This window comes from Ruegeria sp. HKCCA4633 (assembly GCF_013034605.1).
In the GTDB taxonomy this organism is placed as follows: Bacteria; Pseudomonadota; Alphaproteobacteria; order Rhodobacterales; family Rhodobacteraceae; genus Ruegeria.
In genome coordinates, this window is record NZ_WQGJ01000003.1 from 386,227 (window position 1) to 398,911 (window position 12,685).

The 12,685-nt window shown below is 56.2% G+C and carries 13 protein-coding genes; 9 read left to right on the forward strand and 4 right to left on the reverse strand.

The window, feature by feature from the left end; all coding sequences use genetic code 11:
• Positions 1-3 precede the first annotated feature (3 nt).
• Entirely contained in the window at positions 4-1,707 is a 1,704-nt protein-coding gene (locus GOV85_RS11225) for an NAD(P)H-dependent oxidoreductase subunit E (protein WP_171178051.1), read from the reverse strand.
• 85 nt (positions 1,708-1,792) lie between these two features.
• Positions 1,793-2,674, reverse strand: a complete 882-nt coding sequence (locus tag GOV85_RS11230; RefSeq protein ID WP_171178052.1) for a LysR family transcriptional regulator — start codon at positions 2,672-2,674, stop codon at positions 1,793-1,795.
• 114 nt (positions 2,675-2,788) lie between these two features.
• On the opposite strand from GOV85_RS11230, the gene GOV85_RS11235 reads away from it, so the two are divergent.
• Positions 2,789-3,163, forward strand: a complete 375-nt coding sequence (locus GOV85_RS11235; RefSeq protein ID WP_217358291.1) for a MaoC/PaaZ C-terminal domain-containing protein — start codon at positions 2,789-2,791, stop codon at positions 3,161-3,163.
• A 146-nt stretch (positions 3,164-3,309) separates the two neighbouring features.
• On the forward strand, positions 3,310-3,666 hold the full coding sequence (locus GOV85_RS11240) for a nuclear transport factor 2 family protein (protein ID WP_171178054.1): 357 nt from the start codon (positions 3,310-3,312) through the stop codon (positions 3,664-3,666).
• A 22-nt stretch (positions 3,667-3,688) separates the two neighbouring features.
• Here GOV85_RS11240 and ychF read toward each other — a convergent pair whose 3' ends face one another.
• Complete coding sequence (gene ychF / locus GOV85_RS11245) at positions 3,689-4,786, reverse strand: redox-regulated ATPase YchF (RefSeq protein ID WP_171178056.1); 1,098 nt, start codon at positions 4,784-4,786, stop codon at positions 3,689-3,691.
• Positions 4,787-5,013: 227 nt separating this feature from the next.
• Here ychF and GOV85_RS11250 point away from each other — a divergent pair, with 227 nt between their 5' ends.
• The 7 genes from GOV85_RS11250 (at position 5,014) to GOV85_RS11280 (ending at position 10,998) form a co-directional block, all read left to right on the forward strand.
• Entirely contained in the window at positions 5,014-5,475 is a 462-nt protein-coding gene (locus GOV85_RS11250; RefSeq protein ID WP_216599031.1) for an acyloxyacyl hydrolase, read from the forward strand.
• 78 nt (positions 5,476-5,553) lie between these two features.
• Positions 5,554-6,345, forward strand: a complete 792-nt coding sequence (trpA, locus tag GOV85_RS11255; protein WP_171178058.1) for a tryptophan synthase subunit alpha — start codon at positions 5,554-5,556, stop codon at positions 6,343-6,345.
• Positions 6,346-6,492: 147 nt separating this feature from the next.
• Positions 6,493-7,659 (forward strand): alpha-hydroxy acid oxidase, encoded by a 1,167-nt coding sequence (locus GOV85_RS11260; protein ID WP_171178060.1) that lies wholly within the window; start codon positions 6,493-6,495, stop codon positions 7,657-7,659.
• A gap of 247 nt (positions 7,660-7,906) precedes the next feature.
• Entirely contained in the window at positions 7,907-8,560 is a 654-nt protein-coding gene (locus GOV85_RS11265) for a 50S ribosomal protein L25/general stress protein Ctc (RefSeq protein WP_171178062.1), read from the forward strand.
• Positions 8,561-8,686: 126 nt separating this feature from the next.
• A complete protein-coding gene (gene pth, locus GOV85_RS11270; protein WP_171178064.1) occupies positions 8,687-9,367 on the forward strand; it encodes an aminoacyl-tRNA hydrolase in 681 nt (226 codons plus the stop codon).
• 83 nt (positions 9,368-9,450) lie between these two features.
• Positions 9,451-10,614 carry a serine hydrolase gene (locus GOV85_RS11275; protein WP_171178066.1) on the forward strand — a complete coding sequence of 388 codons (1,164 nt, stop codon included), beginning with the start codon at positions 9,451-9,453 and terminating at the stop codon, positions 10,612-10,614.
• A 9-nt stretch (positions 10,615-10,623) separates the two neighbouring features.
• Complete coding sequence (locus GOV85_RS11280) at positions 10,624-10,998, forward strand: DUF2237 family protein (protein WP_171178068.1); 375 nt, start codon at positions 10,624-10,626, stop codon at positions 10,996-10,998.
• A 28-nt stretch (positions 10,999-11,026) separates the two neighbouring features.
• Here GOV85_RS11280 and GOV85_RS11285 read toward each other — a convergent pair.
• A partial coding sequence (locus tag GOV85_RS11285) for an Ig-like domain-containing protein (protein WP_171178070.1) occupies positions 11,027-12,685 on the reverse strand: 1,659 nt, incomplete at its 5' end.

Genomic DNA, 12,685 nt, shown 5'->3' on the forward strand with positions numbered 1-12,685 from the left:
CCCTCAGATTTCGTCAGCGAAATGTTTCATGACTAGGCGGATCGGATTCGGGGCCGCCTGCCCCAGACCGCAGATCGAGGCATCTCCCATGACCTGGCACAGATCTTCCAACAGTTCGGTGTCCCATTTGTCGGCCTGCATCAGCTTAACCGCCTTTTCGCAACCCGCACGGCAGGGCGTGCACTGACCGCAACTTTCATCTTCGAAGAACCGCAGCATGTTCAGCGCAGCGTCGCGGGCGGTGTCCTGATCTGACAAAACCACAACCGCAGCGGAGCCGATGAAGGTGCCCAGCGGTTGCAGAGTGTCAAAGTCGAGCGGGACGTCATCGATGCTGGAGGGGAGAAGACCTGACGACGGCCCGCCCGGTTGATACGCCTTGAACACATGGCCTTCGGCCATGCCGCCGGCGGCATCAATCACATCCAGAATGGTCGAACCTGCGGGCAGCAGGTAAACGCCCGGCTTAGCCACCCGACCCGAGACCGAATAGCTGCGCAGGCCCTTGCGACCGTTCTTTTCGGTGCTGTTGAGGCATTCCGGCCCCTCTCGGCACACTTTGGTGACCCAATACAATGTTTCGACATTGTGCACCAAGGTCGGGCGGTTAAAGACACCAACCTGCGCCACGAACGGAGGACGGTGACGGGGCAGGCCCTTTTTGCCTTCGATCGACTCGATCATCGCAGATTCTTCGCCGCAGATATAAGCGCCAGCACCCCGGCGAAGGTCGATGTAACCTTCTTCGACGATACCCGCCTGTTCCAACGCGGCGATCTCACGGCGTAGGATTTCCAGCACCGCAGGGTATTCGTCACGCATATAGATAAAGCAGGTCTCGGCCTCGACCGCCCAGGCGGCGATCAACATGCCCTCAAGGAAGACATGCGGCGTGCGTTCCAGATAGTAACGGTCCTTGAACGTGCCGGGTTCGCCTTCATCCCCGTTCACGGCCAGATAGCGTGGACCTTCGTTCATGCGAACAAAGCCCCATTTCTTACCAGACGGGAAGCCCGCGCCACCCAGACCGCGCAGGCCCGAGGACAGCACGTCTTCTTGCACCTTTTCCCAATCACCGCCGTCGCGCAGCTCCTTCAGCTTGGCGTAACCGCCATTGGCTTCGTAGGCGGCGAAGGCTTCATAATCGGGCAGATGGGTATGGGTATCTTCCGCGGCAATCGCGACCTGTACCTTTTCAGGGGTCGCATGATCGATATGGTTGTGACCGATCTCCAACACCGGAGCTGTATCGCAGCGGCCCATACACGGCGCGCGGACAACGCGAACCTCAGAGGCGTCCAACCCGTTTTCCAACGCTTTCTGCAACTGCTGGGCACCGGCCATTTCGCAAGACAGGGAATCACAGACCCGGATCGTCAGCGCGGGCGGAGGTGTTTCATCTTCTTTCACCACATCGAAATGGGCATAGAAGGTGGCGGTTTCATAGATTTCCGCCTGACCGATGCGCATCTCAACTGCCAAAGCTGCAATGTGGTCGGCACTGATATGACCGTGCGCGTCCTGGATCAAATGCAGGAATTCAATCAGCAAATCGCGGCGGCGCGGGCGATGGCCCAACAGGCGATGAATCTCGGCCTGCGCCTCATCCGTGAATTGACGGCCTTTGGGCGTGTGCCGCCCCTTGCCTTTACCTGACTTCCAGACGCCCTTGGGTGCGCCTGATGGCTTGATATCTAATGGTGCCATGATGCCCTCCGATTGAGGCTCCGTGTCTCATCAGATCAGCATATCGTCAAATCGCATTTGGCAATCGCACGATAACGACGGTTTATCACCGTAAAGACGTCACCACGCTACGCAACGCGCCGACCGTTGGCAGTTCTGGGTCGCGACTGAGGGTGGCCAGGCAAATGGGTTTGCTGACAATGGGATCGACCAGCGGCAACACACGGGTCCCTTTCAAGTCGCCCAGCGCGCGCACAAGGACCCGAGGCACGACAGTGGCCGCCAGCCCCTCTCTCGCCATGACCATTGAAGCGGTGAAGCCGCTGGTTTCGGCTACGACGTCAGGATGCAGGCCCTGTTCCGCAAAAATCCGGTCCAGGATACGACGATTCTGCATCTGCGGCTCAAGCAGGCTCAACGGAAAATCGGCGACCTGAGCCCAGGGAATCGGGCCAGTTTCCTCGGTCATGTGGGATGGCACCAACAGGACATAGGTTTCCTCGTACAGTGGCTGCACTTGCCGCAGGTCCGTACCGATGCTGTCGCCATAAGTTATCCCTGCATCCAGGCTGCCTTCGTCCAGTCGGTGCTGAATCGCGGTGGCGGACATGGTTTCAATCCGGGTCACGATCCGGGGATGGGCCATACGCAGACGTTTGATCAGGCGACCGGTGAACGCGATTGCTGTGGGGATCACGCCCAATATCAACGTCCCTGTGATCTCACCCTTGGCTGCCAGCACTTGCTGCTCCAGCGCCTTGGTGTCATCGAGGATACGTCGCGCCCGTTGGACAATCATCTCGCCCTCTTCCGTGAGACCCTGAAACCGGTTTGCGCGGCGGACTATGGATAGGCCAAGCCGATCCTCGAGATTGCGGATACGCATCGAGAACGCGGGCTGCGAAATCCCGCATTCCTCGGCCGCTTTGGCAAAATGGCGATGACGCGCCAAAGCGCTGAGCAATTGCAGGTCGCGGATTTCGATCATTTCTAGTCGGTCCAACTTGAGAGCAAACGGCAGACTAACGCGTTTTTACCTGCATAGAAATGCGCTTCATCCACGAACTTCGGAGAGTTTCTTTTTGAACCTGTCAGCGATACTATGAAAGACGCGGTGGATGCGAGTATTGGGATGATTAAGGGCAAATATCTCGATGATCTGATGCTTGGAGACTCCTTCGAGACCGGAGGCGTAACTCTTACAGAGGGCGCGATCGTGGATTTTGCCCTCGTGCACGATCCGCAACCATTCCACATAGACAAGATCGCTGCGACAGAGTCCATTTTTGGCGGCCTTATCGCAAGCGGCTTTCAAACCATAGCGCTTACCTTCCGGCTATTTCGCGACACTGGTGTGCTTAACGGTACAAATCTTGGCGGCCACGGCATGGACGAAGTGCGCTGGCTCGCACCGGTTTTCTCGGGGGATACTATCTGCGTGCGCGTAACGGTCGAGGCGATCACGCCTTCACATTGAAAGCCTGACAGGGGTACGGTGCGTTTCCGGTATCGTACATACAACCAAAAAGACATCGAAGTACTCAGCTTCATCATTGACCATGTGATGGCACGGCGGGGACAAGCAGACTCAGCAAAACCGACGAGAGAAGCGAAGCGCACAAAATGAATGTGATCCTAGAATTTCAGAAACTGTTTGATGGCTATGTCGAATGTTATCGATCCAATGACCCAGCGGGATGCGCGACCTATTTCACAGACAATGCAGAACTCTTCTCACCGTATGGGCCTGCGGTAAAGGGTCGGAAGGCGATCGAAGCGGCGCATGCCGCGTGGATAGAAGAGGATGCCAAGTCCAAAGCTATCGAGGTCGTACAAGCCGATATCAACGGCCATATTGGCTGGTGCCTTGCGCGTTTCAGCGAAGGCGAAGCCGATCATGGGACATTGCTCAACGTGTTATACAAACAGCCGGACGGCAGGTGGCTGATCACCCACTGCAGTCTAAACGAAACGCCCTGAAATACGCGTTTAACAAGCGACCTTAAGTATTAAACAAGAAATGCATCACATCGCCGTCCTTGACGATGTAGCCCTTACCCTCTGCCCGCATCTTGCCCGCCTCTTTCGCGCCCTGCTCGCCATTGGCGGCGATATAGTCGTCATAGGCAATTGTCTCGGCGCGGATGAAGCCTTTCTCGAAGTCACCGTGGATCACGCCAGCGGCCTGTGGCGCGGCGGTGCCGGTGCGGATCGTCCAGGCGCGGGCCTCTTTCGGGCCGACGGTGAAATAGGTTTCCAGCTTCAGCAGGTCGTAACCAGCGCGGATCAGACGGTCGAGGCCGGGTTCTTCCAGACCCATCTCTTCCAGGAACATCTGGGCTTCGTCTTCTTCCAGCAGGCTGATCTCTTCTTCGATCTTAGCGCTGATAATGACGTGGGAATTGCCCTGCGCCGCAGCCATCTCGGCCACTTTCGCTGAATACTCGTTGCCCTCAGCAGCTTCTTCTTCGGACACGTTGCAGACATAAAGCACCGGTTTGGTGGTCAGAAGTTGCAGCATCTTCCATGCCTTTGCGTCTTCGTCGCTCACTTCGACCAACCGCGCCGGCTTACCGTTTTCCAGCATAGCTTGCGCCTCGGCCAACAGGCGATCCTGCTGCTGCGCCTCTTTGTCGTTGCCCTTGAGCTTGCGCACCAGGTTCGCGCGGCGCTTTTCGATGCTTTCCAGATCGGCCAGCATAAGTTCGGTCTCAATCGTATCAGCATCGGCCACCGGATCGACACGGCCATCCACGTGGGTCACGTCGCCGTCTTCGAAACAACGCAGCACATGCGCAATGGCGTCAGTCTCGCGGATGTTGGCCAGAAACTGGTTACCCAGACCCTCACCCTTTGAGGCGCCTTTGACTAGGCCGGCAATATCCACGAACGTCATCCGCGTTGGGATGATCTGCTTGGACGACGCTATCGCGGCCAGCTTGTACAGTCGATCGTCCGGCACAGCCACGTCGCCCACGTTGGGCTCGATGGTGCAAAACGGGAAGTTCGCCGCCTGCGCGGCTGCGGTTTTGGTCAACGCGTTGAACAGGGTCGACTTGCCTACATTCGGCAAACCCACGATTCCCATTTTAAAGCCCATCACGGCCTCCTGCATAGAATACGAACGCAGCTTCTATGCAGGTCAGCCTCAATGCGCAAGCCATTGCTGGGCTTGCCACGGCTGAGTCCAAATCGTCACATCACAAAAACGTTCCAAAAACGTGTTCTAGGCTGAAATGAAAAAATGCCCCTTCGATAACCAACTAGCATTGAACGTCGAGAATTCACTGGCAGAATAAAACGAAACAGCTCTTACTTGCGACCGCGTTGACAGTATCCGCATATGCGACAGCCCAAGCCCAACAAGTCATATTTGCCGCTGGATATGCAGACTTCTCTGACAATGCATCCGAGGACCAAGCGCTTTTCTCCCTTGAATACCACCATAAGCCGTTTCATCAGGCGACCCGGTTCAGCGTAGGTTGGGGAACAGCATTGTCTCTTCATGAGAATGGCGATTTTCACATCGGCCTGGGGGTGGTCGGACTGTATGCGCTGAACGAACGCTGGTTTGTCGAAGGCAGCGTTATGCCAGGGTATTTTAACCCAAGTATTGATCTGAACGACTTGGGGGGTGACTTTCAGATCCGCAGTCTCCTTGGCCTTGGCTATGCACTGGACAACGGAAACAGCGTGTCGTTTGCGATCACACATAAATCCAACGCCAGCACAAACGACGATAACCCTGGCGTAAACGCGGTGCTACTGCGCTATCATCTGGGCTTCTGATCTATTCCTGCCCTGGCGGGATTGATTTTCGGTCAAAGTTTCTGCACACGGGTCGAAACCCGACTGCAAGGACATCCGATGACCCGTATCGACGCCAAGTTCGCCGCCCTGAAAGCCGAAGGTAAAAAGGCTTTTGTTGCTTATGTCATGGCAGGAGACCCCAACTATGACACCTCGCTTGAAGTGGTCAAAGGCCTGCCGGGTGCTGGAGTGGACATCATCGAACTGGGTTTGCCCTTCACCGACCCGATGGCCGATGGCCCCACGATTCAAGCCGCGGGGCAACGCGCGCTGGATGGTGGCATGACCTTGCAGCGCACCTTGGATTTGGCACGTGCGTTCCGGGAAACCGACGATACAACACCAATAGTGCTGATGGGGTATTACAACCCGATTTACAGCCGGGGCGTTGACGCATTTCTGGCGGATGCCAAAGAAGCCGGAATCGACGGTCTGATCGTTGTCGACCTTCCCCCCGAGGAAGATGAAGAACTGTGCCTGCCTGCACAGGCAGCAGGTTTGAATTTCATCCGTCTGGCAACCCCCACCACAGATGACAAACGTCTGCCACGCGTTCTGCAGAACACGTCGGGCTTCGTATATTACGTTTCGATCACCGGGATCACCGGAGCGGCCGAGGCGCAGGCGACGGATGTCGGCCCAGAGGTCGCCCGCATAAAGGCCGCAACAGATTTGCCCGTGATCGTAGGCTTTGGCATCAACACGCCCGAGAAGTCCCGCAATATTGCATCAGTGTCCGACGGTGCTGTGGTCGGATCCGCCATTGTCAGCCAGATCGCCGCGGGCAAGCCGGTCGCTGAAGTCTTGGATTTCGTAAAATCCCTGTCGGATGGGGCACACAGCGTCTGATCTCAGCGATACATCTCAAAGCTCAAAAAAAACCGTCGCAGTGCCTTGTGCGGCGGGTTTTTGACACCTAGGCACAGGGTCAATCCGTTGCAGGCGGCGCGCTGGATTGGTAAGAAAAAATAACCAGACAGCCCGGAGGTCCGCCGCATGCCCGTAATAACCAATATCGAAGACCTCAGGCGTATATACGAACGCCGTGTACCCCGGATGTTCTATGATTACGCTGAAAGTGGCAGTTGGACAGAACAAACGTTCCGCGAAAACAGCAGCGATTTTGAACAGATCCGCCTGCGCCAGCGGGTTGCGGTCGATATGTCCGGGCGCTCGACGGCCTCACATATGATTGGCGAGGATGTCTCGATGCCGGTCGCGCTGGCTCCGGTCGGGTTGACAGGAATGCAACACGCGGACGGAGAAATGAAGGCCGCAAAAGCGGCCGAGGAATTTGGCGTACCCTTCACGCTTTCGACCATGTCAATCAACTCGATCGAAGACGTGGCTGAACACACCATCAAGCCATTCTGGTTTCAGCTTTATACGATGAAGGACACGGATTACGTCAGCCGACTGATCCAGCGCGCCAAAGACGCCAAATGTTCAGCGCTGGTGATCACTCTGGATCTGCAGATTCTGGGCCAACGTCATAAGGATCTGAAAAACGGCCTTTCCGCCCCGCCGAAGCTGACTGCCAAAACCATTGCAAACCTAATGACAAAATGGGCTTGGGGAATAGAAATGCTGGGTGCCCAAAGGCGTGAGTTCGGCAATATCGTCGGCCATGTCGACGGGATATCGGATGCGTCTTCCCTTGGTGCCTGGACCGCAGAACAGTTCGATCCCAGCCTGGATTGGGCCAAGGTCGAAAAACTGATGGAACAATGGGGCGGCAAAGTAATCCTGAAAGGTATCCTGGACGCAGAGGATGCAAAAATGGCGGCCAAGCTGGGCGCAGACGCCATAGTCGTATCAAACCACGGCGGTCGTCAGCTTGACGGCGCACTCAGCTCGATCCGCGTCCTGCCCGAGATCATGGACGCCGTTGGCAGTGATATCGAGGTTCATCTCGACAGTGGTATCCGATCTGGTCAGGACGTGCTTAAGGCTTTGGCGCTTGGGGCCAAAGGTACCTATATCGGCCGTGCTTTTGTCTATGGCCTTGGCGCAATGGGTCAGAATGGCGTGACCACCGCGCTTGAGGTTATCCGGAAGGAATTGGACACGACAATGGCGCTCTGCGGTGAAAAAACTATCGAAGGGCTGGGGCGTCACAACCTGCTTGTCCCCGAAGACTTCGGAGGCCGTTGGCAAGGCTGAACCGGCTGGACATTGGGGGCTCTGCCCCCGTCGCCCTAAGGGCGCCTCCCCCGAGGTATTTTCCGCCAGATGAAGTAGGGATCCTGTATTCATCTGGCTAAAAATACCTCGGAGCGCGAGGCAGAGCCTCGCAAAACAAAAAACGGACTAAAACCCCCTTTCCAAACCAATTGAATCAAGCTAAGGACGCGGCTTCACGCGGGCATACAGCCTTGGAGGATGCCCGCCCTAACATTGGAGAATTATCATGGCTGGAGAGATTCCTGATCTCGTAGCTCTGGAACGGACGGGGACAGGCAAGGGCGCCGCTCGTCAGGCACGCCGCGACGGCATGGTTCCGGGCATTGTTTTTGGTGGCGATAAAGAGCCGCTTCCTATTCAGATCCCGTTCAACGAGTTGTTCAAGCGCCTGAAAGCGGGCCGCTTCAAGTCGACACTGTGGAACCTGAAGGTTGACGGCCACGAAGATGTCCGCGTCATCTGCCGCGATGTCCAGCGTGATATCGTCAAAGATCTGCCGACCCACCTGGACTTGATGCGTCTGCGCCGGACCACCAAAATCGCGCTGTTCATCCCCGTTGAGTTCATCAACGAAGACGAAGCGCCCGGCATCAAGAAAGGCGGCGTTCTGACTGTTGTCCGCCCTGAAGTCGAACTGGTCTGCACCGCGGGTGATATCCCTGAGAAGATCACCGTTGATGTGACCGGTCTGAACATCAACGACGTTGTCACCATTTCGTCGGTTGACCTGCCCGCAGGCACCAAGCCGACCATCGACCGTGATTTCGTGATTGCCAACATCTCGGCACCCACAGGTCTGTCCACAAGCGACGACGAAGAAGGTGAAGAAGTGGCAGCTGACGAGGTTGAAGTCGTCGGTCAGGACGCTGCAGAAGAATAAGCTCGAACTTCAAGAGTTCGGATTTGGAAACGGGGCCCTGTTGGGTCCCGTTTTCTTTTGCCGCTCGGGCTGGAAACAGGTGGCATTCCGTGCCATCAACCACCTGCATCGCACAAGGATGAGACTATGAAACTGTTTGTCGGATTGGGGAACCCAGGGTCGAAATACGCCCGCAACCGGCACAATATTGGCTTCATGGCCGTGGAGCGGATCGCCGAGGATCACGGCTTTGGCCCATGGAAATCCAAATTCCAGGCCGAAATCGCTGAGGGGCGTTTGGGCGATGAAAAAGTTCTGCTGATCAAACCGCAGACCTTCATGAACCGGTCGGGTCAGTCGGTGGGAGAAGCGATGCGGTTCTACAAACTGGATTCGACCGATGTGACCATCTTTCACGACGAGCTGGACCTCGCCCCTGGCAAAGTCCGTGTGAAGGCGGGTGGCGGCCATGCCGGGCATAATGGCCTGCGCTCGATCCATGATCATATCAGCCCGGCCTATGACCGCGTTCGGTTGGGGATCGGGCATCCAGGGCGGAAAGAGATGGTCTCACCCTATGTTCTGGGTGATTTCGCCAAGGCGGATGCCGACTGGCTGGATGATGTTCTACGCGGGGTTTCAGACGGCGCTGCATATTTGGCAAACGGAGATGGAGGCAAATTCATGAACGCAGTCGCGCTGCGCACTGCTCCGCCGCGATCTTCAAAGACCTCGACTCCGAAATCCCAAACAAAGCCTGATACACCAACCGAACCAGTGGTTGATGACCGCTCTGCCATGCAGAAGCTGTTGGACAAATTCAAATAGCAGATCCAAAACGTTCCGTTACGTAGCCATTGCAGAATGAAGGCGTCCGCGATCCAATACCCAAGAATAAGGGAGGCTATGCGATGAGATCCATCTTGAAATGGGTGCTGCGCATCGTTTTGGCGCTGGCTCTGGCCAGTGTTGTCGTTGGGCTGTGGAAACGTGAAGAATTGCAGCGCCTGATGGCTGTGAACTCTCTGTTTTCAGCAGAAAAGATCGTTCATAATTTTTCGCATATGGACGAGGCTTTTTTAACCGTTGACCTGCCTCGTGGCGACGCCCCTACTTGGGAGTTGCCTTATGGGGATGGGTTCGATCTGCCGGACGGCGCTGACGCCTGGATCGAAGAGCGCTCTGTAACCTCGTTGTTGGTGATGCAGGGCGGAAGTATCCGGTTCGAGGAGTACTATCTGGGAACAGGCCCGGATGATCGTCGAATTTCGTGGTCGGTGGCCAAAAGCTATTTGTCAGCGCTGTTTGGGATTCTGCTGGATGAGGGCGCAATCAAGTCGCTGGACGATCCGGTGGTGAAATACGCGCCAAAACTCAAGGGCAGCGCCTATGACGCCGCGACAATCCGCAATGTTCTGAACATGGCCAGCGGGGTCACGTTTGACGAGGATTACCTGGACCCAAACTCTGACATCAACCGCATGGGCCGCGTGATCGCCTTGGGCGGTGAACTGGACGATTTTGCGGCATCTTTGAAAGACAGCTTTGCGACACCGGGCGAAACCTGGCAATACGTCTCGATCGATACGCATGTGTTGGGCATGGTGATACGCGGCGCGACTGACCGGAGCGTGGCAGAGTTGTTGACTGAAAAAGTCATTCAGCCTTTGGGCCTGGAACACGGCGGGTATTACGTTACTGACGGTACTGGTGTTGCTTTTGTTTTGGGCGGCCTGAACTTCACCACGCGTGACTTTGCACGGTTCGGGCAAATGATCCTGCAGGACGGTAAAGTGAATGGGCTACAAATGGTCCCCGCCGAATGGATATTTGAGGCCACGCAACCCAGCGCCCCCACAGCACAGGGCAAGATCGGGTATGGCTATCAATGGTGGATACCCCGCGGCGCACATGAGGGTGAGTTTCTGGCACGTGGCGTTTACGGTCAGTATGTCTATTTCAATCAGCCCCGCGGCGTCTTGATTGTCTCAACCGGTGCAGACCGACTGTTCCGTGAACCCGGCGTTAATGATCAGAACATCGAAATGTTCCGCAAGATCGCAGAAAGCCTGTAAGGTAGCCTCATGCAAAAGCAAGACAGTATCAATGTGCTGGGTGGTGTCCTCGCCCCCTGCTCAAGAAACCCCTTAACCGGCTTTTTCCGCGACGGCGGGTGCAACACCTGCCCCGAAGATCAGGGCAGCCACACCGTCTGTGCAGTGATGACAGCCGAGTTTCTGGCATTCTCAAAATATGTCGGCAATGATCTGAGCACGGCACGGCCCGAATTCGACTTTCCGGGCCTCAAACCCGGTGACAGCTGGTGCCTGTGTGCCAGCCGCTTTATGCAAGCGCACGACGAAGGATGTGCGCCGCAGGTCCATCTGGAGGCCACACATCAGCGCGCGTTAGAGATTGTGCCATTGGATGTTCTGCAACAGCACATAGCCGAAGAGTAACGATTCTCTGCGGCGCACCTAAGTTGGTTCAGAAGGACATTTGCCAGATCAGGCTGAGGCTGTAGTTTTCGAACCCGCTTTCACCAATGCCGTCATAGAACACATTGGCCGCAAGCAAGCTGTTGTTTTCCAAGAGGTAGTCAAAGCCCAGATCCGCACGCGCACGCGCCGTGTCGCCAATCGGCGTTACGCCGGGGACAGTGCCCGTGCCCGAAGTCGTGCTCCATATGCCTGACAGGCCACCCGTCAGCATAAAGTCACCGCGCGAAACCTGAACGGGGTGTTTGAAATCCATACCCAACCGCGCCGTGGTTAGACTGAAGTCCTGCTGCGGTATCAGATTCCCCAGACTGTCGGTGTAGCTTTCTTGATCATCGCTGGCATAGCTGACGTCCAGCAGTGGCATCAGCGTCAGCGCACCGCGTTTGATTTCGCCGGTCACACGTGATTGCACCAACCAACGCTCGCTGTCGAAACTGTCAGTATAGGTCCCAAGCGGAGAGATGTCGTTGTCAGCCTGTCCATACAGAGCGCGCCCTTCAAAAAACACCGGCTGGCTGGGCAACTTGGCGACCACGTAAGGGCCAATCAGCCACCCTGTACCGTCCACGCTGGCCGGTCCGTTATCCGTTTCTGCATAGTCGAGTTGCAGCATTGCCCCGATCAGAAGGTTCGCGTTGATCTGACGATGTGCCCCCAAAACAGCCAGCGCATAGGAGCTGTCGAAATCGTCCTGAGAGCTCCAGTTGCCGGTCAAATTGAACCAGACCGGGTTGGATGGATCTGAGGCAAAATTCAGATAACCCGAACCTCGCGTCACCGACGTGTCCAACACGCCAGAACCCGACCGCTGCAAGAACCGGGTCAATCCCGGCTGGTTAGTTGCAAGGCTGGTGGCCCGCGCATTCTGAAACGCCTGTATCAGTCGCCTTGTATCGGCAACTATTTCGTTGACAACCGTAACTTGGTCCGAAGCAACACTTGGGTTACCCGCTAAATCCACGGCGGCACCTGCCAGTACGACAAGAGAAAGGTTGCCCGACCCAGATGGCGTTACGGTTGCCATGTAAGTTTGCGGCCCCCCTGAAACCGCACCAATCGTCCCGTTTGTCACTGAAATACCGGCGGTACTGAAATTTGTGACCTCTTCAGAAAACGTAAAGGTGACGGTGATTGGGTTTAAGTCAGTGAAATATGGCGGAAGGCCGCTAATAGTGACCTTTGGCGCGTTCGCGTCGTAGATCGCGTTGACGACGTTAGAAGCCAGATTTGCGTTTCCGGCCGCGTCCGTGAAGACCCCGGCAGGAATGGACAACTCAACAAGCCCGTTTGCTTGTGCTGTAAGTGTCGCCGTATAGTTGCTGCCCGACCCGGACAATGTCGCTGTAGCGTTGGTCAAAGCCAGATCGCCCACCGAGAAATCGGTGCTGGGATCGCTAAGAGTGATCGACGCTTGAAACGTATCGCTTCCGGTGGCTGTCAGTGCTCCGATTGTGGCGGTTGGCGCGTTCGCGTCGTAGATCACGTTGACGACGTTAGAAGCCAGATTTGCGTTTCCGGCCGCGTCCGTGAAGACCCCGGCAGGAATGGACAACTCAACAAGCCCGTTTGCTTGTGCTGTAAGTGTCGCCGTATAGTTGCTGCCCGACCCGGACAATGTCGCTGTAGCGTTGGTCAAAGCCAGATC

Bases quoted from the DNA above. Each gene is read 5' to 3' on its own strand.
- GOV85_RS11275 (WP_171178066.1), top strand. From the start codon at position 9,451: ATGAGATCCATCTTGAAATGGGTGCTGCGCATCGTTTTGGCGCTGGCT.
- GOV85_RS11280 (WP_171178068.1), top strand. From the start codon at position 10,624: ATGCAAAAGCAAGACAGTATCAATGTGCTGGGTGGTGTCCTCGCCCCC.
- GOV85_RS11230 (WP_171178052.1), bottom strand. From the start codon at position 2,674: ATGATCGAAATCCGCGACCTGCAATTGCTCAGCGCTTTGGCGCGTCAT.
- GOV85_RS11225 (WP_171178051.1), bottom strand. From the start codon at position 1,707: ATGGCACCATTAGATATCAAGCCATCAGGCGCACCCAAGGGCGTCTGG.
- GOV85_RS11235 (WP_217358291.1), top strand. From the start codon at position 2,789: ATGAAAGACGCGGTGGATGCGAGTATTGGGATGATTAAGGGCAAATAT.
- pth (WP_171178064.1), top strand. From the start codon at position 8,687: ATGAAACTGTTTGTCGGATTGGGGAACCCAGGGTCGAAATACGCCCGC.
- trpA (WP_171178058.1), top strand. From the start codon at position 5,554: ATGACCCGTATCGACGCCAAGTTCGCCGCCCTGAAAGCCGAAGGTAAA.
- GOV85_RS11265 (WP_171178062.1), top strand. From the start codon at position 7,907: ATGGCTGGAGAGATTCCTGATCTCGTAGCTCTGGAACGGACGGGGACA.
- GOV85_RS11260 (WP_171178060.1), top strand. From the start codon at position 6,493: ATGCCCGTAATAACCAATATCGAAGACCTCAGGCGTATATACGAACGC.
- GOV85_RS11240 (WP_171178054.1), top strand. From the start codon at position 3,310: ATGAATGTGATCCTAGAATTTCAGAAACTGTTTGATGGCTATGTCGAA.
- ychF (WP_171178056.1), bottom strand. From the start codon at position 4,786: ATGGGCTTTAAAATGGGAATCGTGGGTTTGCCGAATGTAGGCAAGTCG.